The organism is Pseudomonas sp. FEN, assembly GCF_904067045.1.
Classification (GTDB): domain Bacteria; phylum Pseudomonadota; class Gammaproteobacteria; order Pseudomonadales; family Pseudomonadaceae; genus Aquipseudomonas.
This window is the reverse complement of the sequence record NZ_CAJFDC010000010.1, coordinates 446,312-463,477: the sequence shown is the minus strand read 5'-3', so window position 1 is coordinate 463,477 and position 17,166 is coordinate 446,312. Positions and strand designations below refer to the sequence as shown.

Sequence of the window (17,166 nt, the reverse complement as noted above, 5' to 3'; positions counted from 1 at the left end):
GCCCATCCCCCCTCTCCTGGAACTGTCCGAATGGAACGCCTGACCCCCATCAGTATCCTGTGGCCCACATTGCAAAGCGTCGTGCTGTCGCTGCTCCTCGCGTCGAACACGTTCGCAGAGGTGCCGCGCATGCCCACGGCCATTGCTGTGCCGTCCTCCGACAAGCCGCCACTGTCGTCGGCGAAACGTCCGGGTACCGAATACAGCGACCTCGACCAGTACGGCTACATCGAGGAAGAGTTTTACCTGCAAGGCATCGCCCCGGCCATTACCGCCGCTGGCAAAACCCTGTTGGAAGCGCCTTATACCACCCGCATTCTGGTGCGCAAACCGGCCGATCCCGCGCGCTTCAATGGCACGGTGGTGATTGAGCCGTTCAGCTGGTTCGGCGAGCGCGGTGCGGGATGGATCCTGACCCGCGACTATCTGCTGCGTCGCGGCTACGCGTACGTCGGATACACGCTGAATGTGAACAAGCCGCCAGTCGATCCCAAGTTCATCTCCGACACCCCGGCGGCCGAGGCCGAGCAGATCGCTCAATACGGACGGATCGTGAACTTCGAATTCATGCGCCGCTTCGACTTTGCACGCTATGCGCCGCTGGGCACCTATTACGACCCGGAACACTTCACCCGCGGTAAAGCTCCCGATCCCTTCGCACCACAGTCCCAGGGCATCGGCGCACAACTGGCGTTATTGCTGAAAACCAATACGGCGCAAAGCCCGTTGGCCGGCCTCGACGTGCAACGCGTCTATGTCAATAGCTGGGCCGTCACCGCGCAAGTCTGGATGGACTATCTCGACCAGGGACGTCACCAGCAATGGCGCATGCCCGACGCAACGCCGCTGATCGATGCCTACATGACCGGTCGCATGGCCTACGGAGAAGTGGGCGGCGACGTGATCCGACTGCCGCGTCAAATGCCCGAAGGCGTGCCGTTCGTGACCGTCTACAGCCAGTCCGAACTGATGCACGACGTGATCGAAGACATCCCCCTGCCCCCGGACACCGACAACCCGCGGGTTCGCTACTACGAAGTGACCGGCATGCCCCATCTGCGCCTGGCCGACCTCGGCACGGAGCACACCGAACAGCTCGCCGCCGACATCGGCAAGGGCAGCGACCCGCGATGCCGGACGCTGTATGACGAGCCAGTGGAATTGGTCGTCTCGGCGCTGCTCGATCGCCTGGACCAATGGGTACGCGAGGGCAAACCCATGCCGAACGCACCTCGGGTCGTGCGTGATGGCAAGACCGCCGCCCGCGAGCCAGCTACCGGCAACCTGCAAGGCGGAGTACGCCCGCCGTGGATCCAGGTGCCCAGTGCCACCTACCTCACTGACCAGGAGACCGGCTGCGGGCTGATCTACGACACCAAGGTGCCTTACTCGAAGGAAGTGCTGGGCCAGCGCTATGGAAACTTCAGCCGCTATGCACAGAAATTCGAAGACGCCAAAGCCGTTTCGATCAAGGAAGGGTACTTGCTGCCAGAGGATGCGGCGGGCCTGCGCTCTATCGCAACACCTCAAGACTTCTAACTCACTGTGGAAGAAAAGCCGATGTCATCTTCACTCATCATTGCCTGGATCTACGCATCACCGCTGAGCACTGCCATCAGGGACATCCTGTGGATCATACCGACCGTCCAGAGCATTCATATCATCGCCATTACCGTGCTCTTCGGCTCAGCGGTCATCTCCGATCTGAGACTGGCCGGCGTGCTCGCCAGCGACGAGCCCTTGCGAGGCGTCGTACGCCGTTACTACCCGTGGATGCGCAATGCACTGATCGTCCTGCTCTGTACCGGGTTGATCATGATCATCGCAGAGCCTGATCGCGTCCTCGTCAATTCGACGTTCTGGCTGAAGATGGCCCTGGTGGTGACAGCGTTCATCTTGACCTGGGTGCTCCGACGTCCGCTGCTGCGCCCTGCCGGCGATGCACAAAGCGAAGGCGAGCCTAGCCCCGTCAAGGCATTTGCCTGGCTGTCAATCGGGTTGTGGTGCGTCGTGATCATCTGCGGTCGCTGGATCGCCTACACGATCTAAGCGTTTTCAACGAAAGCTCTCAGGTATTCACCATGGATATTCAACCCCTGCTGCAAACCCTCCAGGACACCGCTGTCGCGACTTTCATCCGCGAGTCAGGCGCGGCTTTTCCAACCCTTGAATCGGTGCATGTGATCGGCATCGCCATCGTCTACGGAACCATCGCCGTCGTGGATTTGCGCCTGCTTGGCGTCGCCTCCCATCGCCGCGGCGCGCTGAAGCTGATCCAGGATTTACTGCCATACACCTGGGTCGCTTTCGTGATGTGCGTAATCACCGGCCTGCTCATGTTCTGCGCCAATGGCACCAGTTATGCGCAAAATAACGCGTTCTTGTTGAAGATGGGCCTGTTGCTGCTGGCGGGGCTCAACATGGGGATATTCCATCTGGGCGCCTTTCGCCGGATCAGCGAATGGGATACGACGCTACCGCCTCCCAGCCAGGCTCGTGTCGCGGGGCTCAGCTCGTTGGCGTTGTGGGCCGGCGTGATATTCCTGGGCCGCTGGATTGCGTTTCTCTGATGGCTCGCCTATCGCCACGCCGGCGCCGCGCGCTCGGCGCAAGCGCGCCCAGCGAACGTGCAAACGGCACATCCATGGTGGTGCGCCCGCTCTCAGGCGGATGGGAATCGCTGGCAATGCTGCTTGCGGCAATACTAGTCATCGCCAGCGTGACCGGTTATTTGATGCTACGGCCTCAGAAGGTCGGCCCACCGACCCCCTTGAGCTGGCAGGTTCGCTCTTTCGACGGCCTGAATAGCGTCGATCAGGCCATCCATAGCGCGCTGTTGCCTGCCGGCGAAGAAATCATCTGGAACAACAACGATACCGGCGGTTGGATCACCCTGGAGCGTGCCCAGGAGCTTTTGCTGCCGCCCTTCTACAGAGACGCGTTCTGGAAGGCCAATGGCAAGGTGTACTGGCAACTGATTCTGCCTGGCACCCACCTGTCCCATGCCCTCCCCACCGACCCGCACTCCGACACCGACGGACATTCCGACGCCGCCGTGGCCCCGACGGAGCAAGGCCCGAGCAAAGTATCGCAAGCCACGCAGGGCCAGGGCGCCACGGTCTACTACGGAACCGGCGGCAGCGTGCCGGGCCAGAGCGCCTACCTGCTCGTCATTGGACACGCGCATGCCGGTGTGATGTGGGCAAACCAGGCGACGATCTGGGTCCACTCCAACCCGAACGCGCCCTACCCGGTCATCGTCAAGGCCGAGTGGCTGGTCGGCGAAGGCTGGCGCCAGGTCATCCCTTACGACGGCACCAGCGAAATCGAACGCGTAAAAGGAACCCTGCCGTGAATGCCCTCAGAAAACACCGCGTACTCTTGCGTCGATGCCTTGCGTTGCTGTTGCTCATACCCGCGATCGCATTCGCCAGCCCGGAACACCCGGTAGGCAAGAAGCTCAAAATCGGCGTCACACTGCACCCCTACTACAGCTTTGTGGCAAACATCGTCGGTGATCGGGCCGAGGTTGTTGGGCTCATTCCGGCGGAGGCGAATCCGCACAATTACCAGCCGCAGCCCGACGACATCACCCGCGCGATGAATATCGACGTCCTGGTGGTCAACGGCATCGGACACGATGAATGGGCCTTCGAGATCATCAAGGCCGCCGGTCGTCGGCAGACGCTACCGATCATCCAGGCCAACGCCTCGGTTGCTCTCATTCCCATCGGCGGCGACCAGGACGGCATCAAGGTTGTCAATCCGCATACCTTTGTCTCCACCACGGCAGCGATACAACAGGTTTTCGAGATCGCCCGCCGGCTGGGGGAACTGGACCCGGAAAACGCCCAGGCGTATCGACACAACGCGCTGGAGTATGCGGGTCGGATCCGGGCACTCAGGGCAGATTTCATGACCCGCTTTGCCGCACTGGATCTATCTACGTTCCGTTGCGCGACGACGCACGGAGGCTACGACTACATGATGCAGGAGTTCGGCCTGTTCGTGACCGCGGTCATTGAGCCACGTCACGGCGTGGCACCGACCGCGCGCCAGTTGGCCACCACCATCGACACCATCAGAAAGGCCAATGTACGGGTGCTTTTCGCTGAAAAGAACTTTGCCATGGACTTGGCCAAGCCCATCGAGGCAGCCACCGGCGTGAAGGTCTTCACGCTGTCTCACATCACCGGTAGCACCTACAGTGCGGACGAATTTGAGGTGGCCATGCGCGAAAACCTCGAGACCTTGGCCGAAGCCGTTGAATTTACCCAGCAATGAAGGAGGAACAAGCGATGCGAGGGCCTGCCGTGGTGTTCGATAGCGTCTCATTGCAACTGGGGGGTACGCAGGTACTCGACGAGGTGAGCTTTCGGGTGGAAGCAGGTGCGCTCCACTGCCTGGTAGGCCCGAACGGCGGAGGCAAGACGTCACTCGTGCGCGCACTGCTGGGCCAGATGCCGCATTCAGGAGTCATCCGGTTCGAGGGTGAGGACTTACGGCCAGTGGGGTATGTCCCGCAGTTACTGGACTTCGACCGTAACGTGCCAATGACAGTCAACAATGTGATGGCCCTTCTCGGTCAACGCAGGCCGGCCTTTCTAGGCTCAAGCCGCTTCGACAAAGCCGCTAACGCCGAGGCGCTGAAGCGCACTGGCGTAGCTGGGATGGGCGCAAAACCGTTTGGCAGCCTGTCCGGTGGGCAGCGCCAGCGCGTACTGCTTGCCCAAGCGATCAGTCCGACACCGCGCCTGCTGATCCTCGATGAACCGACCGCTGGTATCGACGAAACAGGTGTGCGACTGGTGGAGGCGCTTGTGGCCGAGCTTCACGACCGCGGCGTCACCGTCCTCTGGATCAACCATGACCTCGAACAGGTCAAGCGTATCGCGCAGTCCGTAACCGTTATCAACCAACGGGTACTGTTTCATGGCTGCGCCGATCAGATCGACTGCCGACTGGAGGATATTCGATGAATACCTTGTACGATTTCATTCGCGACCACCTTCAGGCGCTCGCCGCGGGTCACGTGCTGCCGCAACCGTTTGAATACGAGTTCGTGATCAATGCATTGATGTGTGCGGTGCTCATCGGGCCGTTGCTAGGGGTGCTGAGCTCGATGGTGATGATCAAGCGTATGGCTTTCTTCAGCCAATCAGTGGGCAATGCGGCGATGACTGGCGTTGCCATTGGCGTGCTGGTCGGCGAGTCCTATACCTCCCCTTACCTGTCAATGTTTGGCTTCTGCCTGCTGTTCGCCCTGACGCTGAAGTACACCCAACACCGAACGACGCTGTCCAATGACACACTGATCGGCGTGTTCTTGTCCATCTCGCTGGCGGTCGGGGCATCGTTGCTGTTGTTCGTGTCAGCGAAGATCAACACCCACGTGATGGAAAGCGTGTTGTTCGGTTCCATTCTCGCCGTAGACCACACCGACATGAACGTACTACTTGGCGTGACAGCCATTTGCGCGCTTATCGGGTTGCCCCTGTACAACGGCATGTTGCTGTCCAGCCTGAACCCGAGCCTGGCCCATGCGCGGGGCGTGTCGGTGCGCAGCGTCGAGTACCTGTTCGTCGTGTTGGTCACGCTGGTGACGGTAGCCTGCCTGAAAATCATTGGCGCGGTGCTCGTCGAAGCCCTTTTGCTGATACCTGCCGCGGCCGCACGTAACGTTACCCGGTCACTCCCAGGGCTCGTCACGCTTGCGATTCTGATTGCGACTTTTTCCTGCATGGTTGGCATCCTTGCCCCCATGCAATTTCACATCCCCGTGCCGACCGGTGGCGCAATCGTCCTGGTTGCCGCGCTGGTGTTCGTCACGACCACCGTCATCCGCGCGACCTCATCGCGATTCAGAGGGGCCAGCGTATGAAATGGCTTTGCATATCACGCAGATCTTGGCTGGTGGTGTTGGCACTGCTGCTGGGTACCCAGCTTTGCGCCACGGCCGACGCCGGCCGGCAGCGAGTGCTCGTTGCGTTGCCAGCTGTGTACGCGCTCACTTCGGCGCTCAGCAAAGGCACCAACATTGAGGCCGTCCGCCTACCGCCGGGCGCTCCCGTGCCCATGGAAAGTATGGCCAACGCGCTTTTGCGCCTGGACCCCGCCGTGTTCCAGCAAGCCGAAGCCGTGGTGACCATGGGCAATCTCTGGCGTGCGGACCCGCTATACGCGACGGCTCGTCGACACAATCTGCGGATTGTCGAGATCGACGCCACGCGCTCACGGGACACCATCAAACCCGGCGTTGCCGTGGTCCGCGTGCCGTCGAACGACGTACCCTGGGCCAGAGCGGATAAGGTCGATGGCGGCCTGTCGACCTACGCCTGGCTCAGTCCCGTCAATGCCATGCGTATGTCGGCACTTATCGCCGCCGACCTGGCACGCCTGTCGCCCTCTGATGCGCCTCGGATAAAGAGCAACCTCGCGATACTCAAGAGTCAATTGCGCCAGCTAAAGGCTGACTACGGCACTCGGATGATGGCACTGCCGGACATGCGCGTGCTGTCGTTGGCCGACGAGTTCATCTACCTGTTCGGCGAATTCGGCGTCTTTGTCGACGGCTGGTTCGTGCAACAGGACGTCGACTGGAGCGACGCCGACCGCGCTGCACTGACCCTGTACCTGCGCGAGCATGACATCCACGTGGTGGTCCACAAGTGGGCACCCAATGAACAGATCGCCAAGGCCATTCAGGACGGTGGCGCACGCTTGCTGCTACTGGATACGGGCAATCCGGGAATACTCGCCGACCCGGCCACCGGGTACGACGCCCTGTTGCGCTCGAACCTGGATGCCTTGGTGGCGGCCTTTCCAGCGCCTGACAAAACCAGTACAGGCACCACCTCTACACATGGCGATGTTCAGTCGCCGCTTAAATGATCACCTCGGCTGTGGAGATCCAAGACCTTATGAAACCCATAGGTTCAGCACACGGGATACTGATGGCGGGCGCCGTTTTTTTCTGCCAGGCGGCGTTCGCCCATGGCCCTGTATTCGACTGTTACATCGAGCACGATGACTGGGTGAAGTGCGAGGCCGGTTTCACCGACGGCAGCTCGGCAGCCGGCAGAAAAATCCTTGTCCGAGACATGAGCAACAAGGTCTTGCTAGAAGGCGACGTCGGCAAGGACAACACCTATACCTTCCAGGCCCCAACGGGGATTTACTCCGTGATATTCCTCGGCGGAGAGGGTCATGAAAGCACCATCCAGTCCTCCGACATTTCAAGGTGAAATCGATCATGCCGGCCAGACGACGAACACTCCAAGCCCTTGCCGCAGCTACGCTCACCTGCTTGACCAGCGTGGCACAAGCCCACTTTCAAATGCTCTACATCAATGAAACGGCGCTGCAGCGCGCGGAACAACTGGAGTTCGCGCTAGTATTCACGCACCCCTTTTCCGGCGGTCCGACCTTGGTCATGGATGAGCCTCGCGCGTTCAGCCAAGTCAGCTCGCACGGTGGGGAAAGACTCGATCTGCGCAAATACTTGCGCCCTGTCCAGTGGCAGAGTCGCGATAACCGAGCGACCGCCTATCGTGCGTCGATTCCACGGGAGTTGGTACGCTCACTGGGTGACCATATTTTCATACTGGAACCTGAGCCCTACCTGGAAACTGGGGAAGACGTCTACATCCAACAGTTCACCAAGCTGATCGTCAACGTGGGCGGAGTACCCGGCGACTGGGCAGAGCCGCAGGGGTTACCGGTGGAGATCCAGCCACTCAACAAGCCGTATGCAAACTGGACAGGTGGTGTATTCCGGGCCTTGGTGCTGGCCGACGGCAAACCTGTTCCGTTCGCCGAGATCGAAATCGAATACCTCAACCATTCCGTTGATGTCGAGAAAAACGCCTTCGGCCAACAAGACTATGTATCGGCACCTCAAGCTGCTTTCAAAACGCTCAGCACCTACGCGGACGCGCAGGGCGTCGTGACCATCGGCCTGCCCCGTGCCGGCTGGTGGGGAATCGCGGCACTCAACATCGGTACCCAGAAAACCCATAAGGGCAAGCCCCTGTCACAAGACGCAGTGCTGTGGGTGCAGGCCAGAGATATGAAATAACACAAGCAACGGCGCAGACGTCAGCGCCTTGATGGCTCGGACCAGAGCGGGAAGCACAGCATGAAATCGGCGCCGGTAGGTTCTGGCCCTACCACATGACAGGCCTTCGCCAGGCGGGCATCAGATCCGGAACTGCCCCACCAGCAGGCCCAACCGCTGCCCGAGGTCCGCCAGGCTGCGAGACGTCTGAGCCCCCAATTGGGTCTCATCGGCCACGTTGTCCACCGCCACGGCGATTTGATGCACGCTGCGGTTGATCTCTTCGGCTACGGCTGTTTGCTCTTCCGCGGCGCTGGCAATCTGCGCGTTCATCGAATTGATGGTGCCGATCAGTTGCGCCATGGTGTCCAACGAGACACCGGCTTCATTGGCCTGGGCCGACGTGCCGTCGCCGGCATCGCTGGAGCGTCGCATGGCTTCCACGGCTTTATGCGTACCCTGCTGCAAACGGTCGATCATCCCCTGGATTTCCTGGGTGCTCTGCTGGGTTCGGCTAGCCAGCGCCCGCACCTCGTCGGCCACCACCGCGAAACCACGGCCGGCCTCACCGGCCCGGGCGGCTTCGATGGCCGCGTTGAGCGCCAACAGGTTGGTCTGCTCGGCGATCGAGCGGATCACATCCAGTACGCTGACAATCGACGAGACGTCCGTCTGCAAACTGTCCAGTGAGACGCCGCTGGCGCGGATATCGCTGACCAAGGCATGAATCTGCCGGATGCTGCCGTCCACCACCCGCTTGGCGGCCTGCCCCTCTTCGTCGGTCTGCTGGGCAGCCACCGCGGCGCCCTGGGCACTGCGGGCCACCTCCTGCGCCGCCGAGGACATCTGGTTGATGGCGGTGGCCACCTGATCGGTCTCGTGACGCTGACGCTCCATGGCCTGTTCCGAACGATGGGCCTGATCGGACACCTGGCTGACCAACCCGGTCAGTTGCGTCGTCATCTCGGCGATCTGGCGAACCAGGCCGTGGATCTTGTCGACAAAGCGGTTGAACGAGCCCGCCAGCTCACCCAACTCATCCTGACTGGTAATCGCCAGGCGACGGGTCAGGTCACCCTCGCCCGCCGCGATGTCATCCAGATTGGCTTTCATCAGATTCAGCGGCCGCAGCATCGCGTTGGCCATCAGCACGCCCACAACGGCAATCCCCCCCAACAGCAGCAGCGCGATCCCCAGAATGCTCAGCAGTACGTCCCGAGTACGCTGGTGCACCCTGGCTTCCACCGCCGCCACCTGAGCGTCGATACCCTCGATATTGATCGACGAGCCAATAATCATGTCCCATTTAGGCAGGTACTCGCTGTAGCCCAATTTCGCTACCCTGACATCGCTGCCAGGTTGTGCCGCGTCATACTGCACATAATGACTACCGGCCTTGGCGGCGCTCACCAACTCTCGGTTGACGTACACGCCGTTGGAATCGCGGTTGTCCTTGAAGCTTTGGCCCACGCCATCCGGGCTGCTGCCCTTGAACAAGCGAATGGTCTCGGAGTCGAAACCGAAGAAATAACCGTCCTTGCCATAGGTGATGCTTGATAGCAGTTTAATCACCTCGGCGCGTGCGGCCTGGTCGCCTGGGGAGGCAGCGTCGTATAGAGGTTTGATCGTGGTGAGCGCCACTTCGACGTAATTCTTCAACGTCAACCGGGCTTCTCCAAGCAGGCGTTGCCGAGTCTCTTCAAGCTCTTTTTTCGCCTGCTGTTGGAGCATCAGAACTGTCGTCAGACTGATCACCAGTGCAAACAGTAGAACCGGTAATACTGCGATGGACAGAACTTTGGCCTTCAGACTTAGGCGCATGGGATGCTCACTCTTTGTTTTCATTGGGGTGATAGATCGTTAAAGACCGGTCGGAGCAAAAACGATGACCTACTTGTCATCGTGGGGCAGTCAGGCGGTCTGGAGACTCGCCATTTCGTCGTCAGGCCTCTTTGACGATGACACGCAAGATACAAGTCAACACAGCGGCCAGACACAACATACCGGCCATGCCCAACAGGCCAGCGGTGAATGAATGGGTAACATCCTTGAGCCAGCCGACACCATAAGGCCCTACCAGCCCGCCGAGACTGCCGACCGCATTGATGAAGGCAATGCCGCCAGCGGCTGCCTCCTTGCTCAGGAAAGTGGCCGGAATACTGTAAAAACAGGTGCGTACCGAACTCAGCCCGATCAGGGCGACAGTCAAGCCAATCAAGGCCGGCAGTAAATCACTGTAGATAACCGAAAAAAGGAACCCAGCGGCGCCGACCCCGCAGGTGATGGCCAGATGTTTGATATAGCGCCGCTTGCGTGCCAACACCTTGGCCCAAAGCAACATGGCGACGCTGGCCACCAGATAGGGAACCGAGGAGACGAAGCCAATCTGCATCGTGCTCAAGTCGTGACTTTTCAGGATCTGCGGTAACCAGACGCCAATGCCCAATATGCCGATGATGTAACTGAACAGGATCGCCGCCAGTAGCCAGACGCGCACGTCCTTGAGCGCCTGGCGAAAGTTCAGGCTGCTGCGCTGCTGATGCTCGGCATCGAGCGCTGCCTGCAACACAATCCGCTCTTGCGGGGTCAGCCATTGAGCCTCAGCGGGGCGGTCGGACAGGATCTTCAAGCACAGCACACCCAGGACACAAGCCGGCAAGCCTTGCAGCACCAGAAGCCATTGCCAGCCAGCCACGCCCAGCCAGCCATCCATTGCCAGCATGGCCGCCGACAGGGGCCCGCCCAAAACGGACGACATGGGAATCGCAAACAGAAACCAGGCCATCATCCGGGTGCGGTAATGCGCGGGGAACCACAGCGACAGGAAAAAGATCACACCGGGAAAGAAGCCGGCCTCCGCGATGCCGGCCAGCAGACGAATCACGGCATAGCTGATCGGCCCTTGGGCAAGCGCCGTGGCGGCCGCACAAAGGCCCCAGGTGATCATGATGCGTGCCATCCAACGGCGAGCGCCAAACCGATACAGCGCCAGGTTGCTGGGGACTTCGAACAGGCAGTAACCGATGTAGAAAACACCCGCGGCAAAGCCGAATTGAGAGGCGCTCAAGCCCAGATCCTGATTCATCGTCAGGGCGGCAAAACCGATGTTGGTGCGATCCAGGTAGTTGACGAAATAAGCGATGGCCAACAGTGGGATCAAGCGTATTGCCGCCTTGCGGCAAGCACTCGACTCCACGTCGCTGCACAGGCGGTCCTGCGGGCTGGTCATTGTTGTCATGAGTCTTCCGTTATTGTTTTTTGAGATTCAACGCGGCCGAGGATATGCCAGCAGCGTTGCTCCCGACCAAGACCTTTAGGCCATACGTACTCATGCCAACGGAGCATATCCCGGAGCGTGACAGCGCCTTTCAATCTTCCTTGCCGATGATGCCGAACACAAAGCGCAGGCCCGCGATGCAACCCCATCGACCTGTATTGGTCGGCGGGCGCCAGCGTACCGATCCTCGACCTTCAGGGCAGCAATGATGCAGTGGTTATACCCAATACTCTGAAGTCGATGCTGGGTGATCGGGTCGAGGCCCGGACTCTACCGGGAGCCGGACACGCCATGGCGCCCGAACGGCCGCGAGAAATGGCCCATGCCATTGCCGAGTTTGCAAAGCGTGTGTACGCCGATACACCCGCCACCGGCCAGGTGAAAGGAGGCTGAGCAATCAGCGACTGGCAAGGTCGAGGATAGAGGTAGAACCCCTGATCACTCGTCAGGCGCCAGCCAGACAGCCGCGTCCTTCCAGGCCCCCTGAGTCACCAGAAACTTCAGGTGGGTGATCAACAGCGTCTCCCAGCTGGCGGCCAGCCGGCTGGTGCGACGCTCACGCAGCGTGGTCAAGGTCACGGTGGAACGAATGGCGGGGCGCTCGATGGAGTGGGCGACCAGTTTTTTCTGTGCGATTTCATCCTGCACCGCCGCGTTGGCCAGGATCGAGTAGCCGAGCCCGGCCTGAACCAGGCGCTTGGTCAGATCCACGCTGTCCACTTCCACTTCAATCTTAAGCCGGACGCCACTCTGCACCGCCGCCTGTTCGACCAAGCGTCGGTTACTGTGCGGCAGGCTTGGCATGATCAACGGCAGATCCGCAAAATCATGGATACGAAACGCACGGGCCGGCTCGCCGACGGGGCCGACTACCACCATCGGCTCGCTGAACAGCGGGCGCACTTCAAAGGCCTCAAGCAGCGGTTGGTTATAGACCACCGCCAGGTCCACCCGCCCATCCAGTACCCACTCCTGCAAGGAGCTGCTGAGCCCTTCGCGCACATGCAACGAAGCCTTGGGCCACAGTTCGCGAAAGCTCCTGATCAGTTGCGGGCCGATTACCGCGCCGATCGCCGGGGGAAGGCCGATTGCCAGATGCCCGCGCTCCTCCTGGGCACTGTTACGCACGTGATCGGTGGTTTCCTGCAGGTAGTGGAGCATCATTTCAGCGCGCTCCAACAGCCGCGCACCCGCCGCCGTCAACTCGACACCTCGACCATGACGGGTCAGCAACGTGACATTGAGCTGGTCTTCAAGCTTGGCGATCTGACGGCTAAGCGCCGGCTGGGCGATATACAGATCGCGCGCCGCGCGGCTGAAGCTGCCCGCATGTGCCACCTGAACGAACGTGCGCAACTCTCGAATATCCACAGCCCTGAACCCCATGCTTTTAAAGCATAGATTGCTATCAATAAAAGGTTTTTGTCTAGTTTTTTAGGGTTCTCTATGCTGAACACAAATAGGAGAACAACAATGAAGAACTCCAAATGCCTGATTTCAGTCGTGCCGCCCTGCCCACTCTCGACAAGCGCATCATGAACGGCGCGCTGTTGCTTGTGCTGATGCAACCCCCCTCTTCTCAGGAGGAGGAGTTCAACGACTGGTACGACACCGAGCACTTCCCACAGCGCCTCGCGCTGCCGGGTTTTCTCGACGGCCAGCGCTGGGTGTGTAGCGAAGGCTGGCCACGCTATCTGGCGCTCTACGAGCTTGAGAACGAAGAGGTGTTGAACACTGCGCAGTACCTGAGTGTCTCGGGCGCACGCTCCACACCCTGGAGCCGTCGCATCTTGCCCAGAACCGTTGGTCGTCAGCGGATCGTACTCAGGACCCGCGCCGAAACGCGTCGCCCTGGCCAGGCCGCCGCCCTCCTGTTAATGAGCTGGAACATGCCCGCCCACATCGACATGGAAAGCTTCATCAGCGCCGTTGATGCCCAGATCAACACGATAGCTGGCGTATTGACGCTGCAGTGGGGTGAAAACCTGGCGCCCCCGGTTGACCGGGGACGCAGCCTGTCTCTGATTGCAAGCTTCGACTATCGCATTGCGTCAAGTGCCCTGGATGCCATGCGGCGACCACTCAATGTCGGTTGTACGCAGTTCAATCTCTACCTCCCCTACTGCCGCTGATCGCCTGGAGAGCCATCCGAACAACCTGTGCCCGCATACAAAAATAATGACGCCCACCAGGGCGAGGATTACCGATGAAACATTTGAAGAAGCTGCATGTACAAGTCCTGGTCGCGCTGGTCGCGGCCGTGTTGCTGGGGCTACTGGCACCCAGTTGGGCGATCGCCATGAAACCCCTCGGCCAGGCATTTATCGCTCTGCTGAAGATGATGCTCGCGCCCATCGTGTTTTTCACCCTGGTGCACGGCCTCGCGCACGTCAAGGACATGCGCAAGCTGGGCCGCCTGGGCATGAAATCGCTGCTGTACTTTGAAGTGATCAGTACCTTGGGCATGGTCGTCGGCCTGGTCTTGGTCAACCTGATTCAGCCCGGTGCCGGGTTGCATGCTGGCAACCTCAACGAATCGGCAGAAGCCATCAAGGCGACCGCGAGCGCCGGCAGTATTTCGGTGATCGACTACCTGCTAGGCCTTATCCCGCACACCTTGGTCGATGCCTTCGCCAAGGGAGACATCATCCAGGTGCTGATTATTTCGATGCTGGCCGGGATGGCGATCAACCGCGTCGCCGGGCCTGACTCGTTGATCGTCAAGGGGATCGACGAAGCCCAAAGCGTGTTGTTCAAGATGCTCGGGTTCATCATGAAACTGGCGCCGCTGGGGGCCTTTGGTGCCATGGCCGCGGCGGTGGGCAGTTACGGCGGGGCCACGCTGCTCTACCTTCTGAAGTTGATTGGCGTCTATTACGCAGCCTCGCTGTTCTTCGTGTTCGGTGTACTGGGAACCATCAGTTGGTCGATTGGCCTGCCGTTCTGGACCGTCCTGAAAGTGATTCGCGAAGAAATACTGCTGGTGCTGGGTACCGCCTCCGGTGAAGTGGCCTTCCCGAGACTGCTGGAAAAACTCAAGCGTACTGGCTGTGACGAGGTGGTGGTCGGTTTTGTGCTCCCCGCCGGCTACAGCTTCAACCTGGACGGTACCTCCATCTACATGGCCGTCGCCATCGGCTTCATTGCCCAGGCCACCGACACGCCCTTTTCGATCTGGCAACAGCTCGGCCTGCTGGCGATTCTCAGCCTGACCTCAAAGGGCGGGACCACGGTGGCCGGCGGCGCCTTCATCAAACTGGCGGCGACCCTGCAATCGGTGCAAAGCCTGCCCTTGGGTGGCCTGGGCCTGTTGTTTGGCATTGACCGGATGATGGCCACGGCCACCGCCCTGGTGAACATCATCGGCAACACCATTGCCGTGTACGCCATCGCTCGCTGGGAAGGCGCCTTCGATGTCGAGGCTTTCAAACGCGAGACGGGGCGCAGTGCCGGTAAAAGCCTGCTGCGCGCGCCGTCCGAGCCCAGCGAGCCGCCCAGCGCAAATCGCCAGCCACACTCCCAGAATCTTTGATCAGGACGCCGACCATGAGTCGTTTGAAAGCGATAGACCCCGACCATCTGAATCAAGCCCAGCGAGTTATCTACGACGCCATCGCGAGCGGCCCGCGCAAAGGCGTGCGCGGGCCACTCGCCATCTGGCTGCATCGCCCGGAGCTGGCCCAATGCGCACAAAGCCTTGGTCGTTACTGCCGTTACGACAGTAGCCTGGAGCCACGCCTGTCGGAGCTGGCCATCCTGCTGCTCGGCCGCCACTGGCTGGCGGAGTACGAGTGGGCCGCGCATAAGCCATTCGCCCTGGAGGCCGGTCTGTCCCCGGCCGTGATCGACGCCATTCGCGATGACCGGCAGCCGGTTTTCGAGCACGAAGACGAAGCGCTGGTGTACGCCTTCATCCGCCAGTTGCATGACACACGCCAGATCGACGACCCGCTGTATCAGGACATCAGCCGCGTACTGGGCGAAACCGCCGTGGTCGACCTGGTAGGCATCGCCGGCTACTACACGCTGATTTCCATGACCATCAAGGTGTTCGAGGTACCGCCACCGGCTGGCGTGGCCGCTGAACTTCCCACCCACCTTTCCTGAGGATGCAAGCATGACTGAACTAAACACTTCGAACACCCGCCTGCAAGGCAAAGTGGCCATCGTCACTGGCGCCGGCTGCGTAGGGCCTGGCTGGGGCAATGGGCGCGCCGTGGCGGTGCTGTTCGCCCAGGCCGGCGCGAAAATCTTCGCGGTCGACAAGAACCTCGATGCCATGGAAGAAACCATCCGCCGCATCAAGGACATCGGCGGGGACGTCGTGTCGCTCGCCTGCGACGTCACCAACAGTGAATCCGTCGCCGCGATGGTTGCCACCTGCAAGGAGACCTACGGGCGGGTGGACATTCTGGTCAATAACGTCGGTGGCTCTTCAGCCGGCGGTGCCGTGGCGCTGGACGAGGACAAATGGGACGCACAGATCGCCTTGAACCTCAAGAGCGTCTACCTGACGTGCAAGCATGTACTGCCGATCATGGAAGCTCAGGGCAGTGGCTCGATCATCAACACCGCCTCGACTTCCGGCATTCGCTGGACCGGTTCGGCCCAAGTGGCCTATGCCGCCAGCAAGGCCGGGGTGATTCAGCTATCGCGAGTGACAGCGGTCGAATACGCCAAGAAAGGCATCCGCGTGAACACCGTCGTCCCCGGCCAATTGCATACCCCGATGGTGGAAGTACGCCTGGCCGGGCAACGTACCGGTGGCGACATCGACAAGCTGCTCGACAGCCGCCTGGCACGAATTCCCCTGGGCTTCATGGGCGATGGCCGGGATACCGCCAACGCGGCGCTGTTTCTGGCCAGCGACGAATCGCGTTTCGTGACCGGTACCGAAATCGTCGTCGATGGCGGCATGACCGCCCGCTGTGACTGATCTGCCCGCCCGGCCTTGATGGGCAGGGCTTTTCCTGATTCGAGCTGATGACCATGCACACACTCCTTCCAGCAGGCGCGTGGGACTGCCATACCCACATCTACGGCCCGTGGGATCAATTCCCGCTGCCGGCCAACGCCGCCTACCACCCAGCGCCCGCGCCGTTCGAGGCGTTGCTTGAGCTGCATCGAAGCTTGGGTATCGAACACGGGGTGCTGGTGCAGGCCGCGCCCTATGGCACCGACCATGGCGCCATCCTTTCTGCCATTGCCGCCAGCAACGGGCGATATCGGGGCATTGGCTTGATCGACGACAGCACCACCGATGATCAGCTCCAGGCCCTGCATGATGGCGGGCTGCGAGGCATCCGTTTCAACTTGATGGGACACCTTCCCGGCAACCGTGACCCGGAGTATCTGCGCCGACTTGCCGAACGCGTTGCCCCCTTGGGTTGGCACGTACTCCTGCACGGTGAAATCGACGTTTTGCTGCCCGTGCTCGACGCCTGGAAAACCTTGCATACACCACTGGTCATCGACCATATGGCGCGCCTGGACCTGAGCCAACCGATCGAAGCGGCCCCGCTCAAGGCGCTGGAACAGCATCTGAAACGAGCGGACCGCTGGATCAAGGTGTCGGGCATCGACCGCGCCATGCAAGGCGCCGCCGGCCCTTGGCCACAAGGTCTGTCCTGGGCTCGGCGCTTTCTCGAATGTGCCCCGGACAGGACGATCTGGGGTTCCGACTGGCCCCATCCGAACGTCAAGGGCGAGGTACCCGACGACGCTCTGTTGCTGGACTTCGTGCTCCAGACCTGTGCCGACCCCGCGGTAGCGCAGGCGGTTCTGGTCACCAATCCAAACACCCTGTATCGCTGAAGCCGACCTTCTGGAGAAA

At 60.7% G+C, this 17,166-nt stretch carries 18 protein-coding genes and 1 pseudogene; 15 read left to right on the top strand and 4 right to left on the bottom strand.

Annotated features, from left to right (window positions below; genetic code table 11):
- Positions 1-30: 30 nt before the first annotated feature.
- The 10 genes from PFEN_RS10860 (at position 31) to PFEN_RS10815 (ending at position 8,077) form a co-directional block, all read left to right on the top strand.
- Positions 31-1,539 (top strand): alpha/beta hydrolase domain-containing protein, encoded by a 1,509-nt coding sequence (locus PFEN_RS10860; protein ID WP_191486827.1) that lies wholly within the window; start codon positions 31-33, stop codon positions 1,537-1,539.
- A 21-nt stretch (positions 1,540-1,560) separates the two neighbouring features.
- Positions 1,561-2,049 carry a DUF6644 family protein gene (locus tag PFEN_RS10855; protein WP_191486826.1) on the top strand — a complete coding sequence of 163 codons (489 nt, stop codon included), beginning with the start codon at positions 1,561-1,563 and terminating at the stop codon, positions 2,047-2,049.
- A 32-nt stretch (positions 2,050-2,081) separates the two neighbouring features.
- On the top strand, positions 2,082-2,570 hold the full coding sequence (locus tag PFEN_RS10850) for a DUF6644 family protein (protein ID WP_191486825.1): 489 nt from the start codon (positions 2,082-2,084) through the stop codon (positions 2,568-2,570).
- A complete protein-coding gene (locus PFEN_RS10845) occupies positions 2,462-3,355 on the top strand; it encodes a DUF6162 family protein (RefSeq protein WP_412071414.1) in 894 nt (297 codons plus the stop codon). Before PFEN_RS10850 ends, PFEN_RS10845 begins: the two co-directional genes overlap by 109 nt.
- Positions 3,352-4,284, top strand: a complete 933-nt coding sequence (locus PFEN_RS10840; protein ID WP_191486823.1) for a metal ABC transporter solute-binding protein, Zn/Mn family — start codon at positions 3,352-3,354, stop codon at positions 4,282-4,284. Before PFEN_RS10845 ends, PFEN_RS10840 begins: the two co-directional genes overlap by 4 nt.
- A complete protein-coding gene (locus tag PFEN_RS10835; protein WP_191486822.1) occupies positions 4,281-4,979 on the top strand; it encodes a metal ABC transporter ATP-binding protein in 699 nt (232 codons plus the stop codon). The genes PFEN_RS10840 and PFEN_RS10835 overlap by 4 nt, the downstream gene beginning before the upstream one ends.
- The gene (locus tag PFEN_RS10830) at positions 4,976-5,881 is read left to right on the top strand and encodes a metal ABC transporter permease (RefSeq protein ID WP_191486821.1); all 906 of its coding nucleotides are present in this window, start codon (positions 4,976-4,978) and stop codon (positions 5,879-5,881) included. The genes PFEN_RS10835 and PFEN_RS10830 overlap by 4 nt, the downstream gene beginning before the upstream one ends.
- A 203-nt stretch (positions 5,882-6,084) precedes the next feature.
- On the top strand, positions 6,085-6,891 hold the full coding sequence (locus PFEN_RS10825) for a metal ABC transporter solute-binding protein, Zn/Mn family (RefSeq protein WP_224770941.1): 807 nt from the start codon (positions 6,085-6,087) through the stop codon (positions 6,889-6,891).
- Between the two features lie 29 nt (positions 6,892-6,920).
- Positions 6,921-7,244: a hypothetical protein gene (locus PFEN_RS10820; RefSeq protein ID WP_191486820.1), complete on the top strand. Its 324-nt coding sequence runs from the start codon at positions 6,921-6,923 to the stop codon at positions 7,242-7,244.
- Positions 7,245-7,252: 8 nt separating this feature from the next.
- Positions 7,253-8,077: a DUF4198 domain-containing protein gene (locus PFEN_RS10815; RefSeq protein WP_191486819.1), complete on the top strand. Its 825-nt coding sequence runs from the start codon at positions 7,253-7,255 to the stop codon at positions 8,075-8,077.
- Between the two features lie 120 nt (positions 8,078-8,197).
- Here PFEN_RS10815 and PFEN_RS31415 read toward each other — a convergent pair whose 3' ends face one another.
- The 4 genes and pseudogenes from PFEN_RS31415 to PFEN_RS10800 all read right to left on the bottom strand — a co-directional run bounded on the left by PFEN_RS31415 (position 8,198) and on the right by PFEN_RS10800 (position 12,689).
- A complete protein-coding gene (locus PFEN_RS31415) occupies positions 8,198-8,953 on the bottom strand; it encodes a methyl-accepting chemotaxis protein (RefSeq protein ID WP_412071423.1) in 756 nt (251 codons plus the stop codon).
- Positions 8,954-9,055: 102 nt separating this feature from the next.
- Positions 9,056-9,787, bottom strand: a pseudogene (locus PFEN_RS31410) (cache domain-containing protein); the annotation flags it as partial.
- A gap of 211 nt (positions 9,788-9,998) precedes the next feature.
- Positions 9,999-11,294, bottom strand: coding sequence for an MFS transporter (locus PFEN_RS10805; protein WP_191486817.1), 1,296 nt, complete (start codon positions 11,292-11,294; stop codon positions 9,999-10,001).
- A 477-nt stretch (positions 11,295-11,771) separates the two neighbouring features.
- Positions 11,772-12,689 carry a LysR family transcriptional regulator gene (locus tag PFEN_RS10800; RefSeq protein ID WP_191486816.1) on the bottom strand — a complete coding sequence of 306 codons (918 nt, stop codon included), beginning with the start codon at positions 12,687-12,689 and terminating at the stop codon, positions 11,772-11,774.
- A 131-nt stretch (positions 12,690-12,820) separates the two neighbouring features.
- Here PFEN_RS10800 and PFEN_RS10795 point away from each other — a divergent pair, with 131 nt between their 5' ends.
- The 5 genes from PFEN_RS10795 to PFEN_RS10775 all read left to right on the top strand — a co-directional run bounded on the left by PFEN_RS10795 (position 12,821) and on the right by PFEN_RS10775 (position 17,147).
- On the top strand, positions 12,821-13,465 hold the full coding sequence (locus PFEN_RS10795; protein ID WP_191486815.1) for a DUF4286 family protein: 645 nt from the start codon (positions 12,821-12,823) through the stop codon (positions 13,463-13,465).
- 74 nt (positions 13,466-13,539) lie between these two features.
- A complete protein-coding gene (locus PFEN_RS10790; RefSeq protein WP_191486814.1) occupies positions 13,540-14,865 on the top strand; it encodes a cation:dicarboxylate symporter family transporter in 1,326 nt (441 codons plus the stop codon).
- Between the two features lie 14 nt (positions 14,866-14,879).
- Complete coding sequence (locus tag PFEN_RS10785) at positions 14,880-15,440, top strand: carboxymuconolactone decarboxylase family protein (RefSeq protein WP_191486813.1); 561 nt, start codon at positions 14,880-14,882, stop codon at positions 15,438-15,440.
- 10 nt (positions 15,441-15,450) lie between these two features.
- The gene (locus PFEN_RS10780) at positions 15,451-16,269 is read left to right on the top strand and encodes an SDR family NAD(P)-dependent oxidoreductase (protein ID WP_191486812.1); all 819 of its coding nucleotides are present in this window, start codon (positions 15,451-15,453) and stop codon (positions 16,267-16,269) included.
- 53 nt (positions 16,270-16,322) lie between these two features.
- Positions 16,323-17,147 carry an amidohydrolase family protein gene (locus PFEN_RS10775; protein WP_224770939.1) on the top strand — a complete coding sequence of 275 codons (825 nt, stop codon included), beginning with the start codon at positions 16,323-16,325 and terminating at the stop codon, positions 17,145-17,147.
- The last annotated feature ends 19 nt before the right edge of the window (positions 17,148-17,166 follow it).

Excerpts from the sequence above, each read along its gene's own strand:
- PFEN_RS10860 (WP_191486827.1), top strand. The coding sequence starts at position 31 with ATGGAACGCCTGACCCCCATCAGTATCCTGTGGCCCACATTGCAAAGC.
- PFEN_RS10855 (WP_191486826.1), top strand. The coding sequence starts at position 1,561 with ATGTCATCTTCACTCATCATTGCCTGGATCTACGCATCACCGCTGAGC.
- PFEN_RS10850 (WP_191486825.1), top strand. The coding sequence starts at position 2,082 with ATGGATATTCAACCCCTGCTGCAAACCCTCCAGGACACCGCTGTCGCG.
- PFEN_RS10845 (WP_412071414.1), top strand. The coding sequence starts at position 2,462 with ATGGGATACGACGCTACCGCCTCCCAGCCAGGCTCGTGTCGCGGGGCT.
- PFEN_RS10835 (WP_191486822.1), top strand. The coding sequence starts at position 4,281 with ATGAAGGAGGAACAAGCGATGCGAGGGCCTGCCGTGGTGTTCGATAGC.
- PFEN_RS10830 (WP_191486821.1), top strand. The coding sequence starts at position 4,976 with ATGAATACCTTGTACGATTTCATTCGCGACCACCTTCAGGCGCTCGCC.
- PFEN_RS10825 (WP_224770941.1), top strand. The coding sequence starts at position 6,085 with ATGGCCAACGCGCTTTTGCGCCTGGACCCCGCCGTGTTCCAGCAAGCC.
- PFEN_RS10820 (WP_191486820.1), top strand. The coding sequence starts at position 6,921 with ATGAAACCCATAGGTTCAGCACACGGGATACTGATGGCGGGCGCCGTT.
- PFEN_RS10815 (WP_191486819.1), top strand. The coding sequence starts at position 7,253 with ATGCCGGCCAGACGACGAACACTCCAAGCCCTTGCCGCAGCTACGCTC.
- PFEN_RS31415 (WP_412071423.1), bottom strand. The coding sequence starts at position 8,953 with ATGGAGCGTCAGCGTCACGAGACCGATCAGGTGGCCACCGCCATCAAC.
- PFEN_RS10805 (WP_191486817.1), bottom strand. The coding sequence starts at position 11,294 with ATGACAACAATGACCAGCCCGCAGGACCGCCTGTGCAGCGACGTGGAG.
- PFEN_RS10795 (WP_191486815.1), top strand. The coding sequence starts at position 12,821 with ATGCCTGATTTCAGTCGTGCCGCCCTGCCCACTCTCGACAAGCGCATC.
- PFEN_RS10790 (WP_191486814.1), top strand. The coding sequence starts at position 13,540 with ATGAAACATTTGAAGAAGCTGCATGTACAAGTCCTGGTCGCGCTGGTC.
- PFEN_RS10785 (WP_191486813.1), top strand. The coding sequence starts at position 14,880 with ATGAGTCGTTTGAAAGCGATAGACCCCGACCATCTGAATCAAGCCCAG.
- PFEN_RS10780 (WP_191486812.1), top strand. The coding sequence starts at position 15,451 with ATGACTGAACTAAACACTTCGAACACCCGCCTGCAAGGCAAAGTGGCC.
- PFEN_RS10775 (WP_224770939.1), top strand. The coding sequence starts at position 16,323 with ATGCACACACTCCTTCCAGCAGGCGCGTGGGACTGCCATACCCACATC.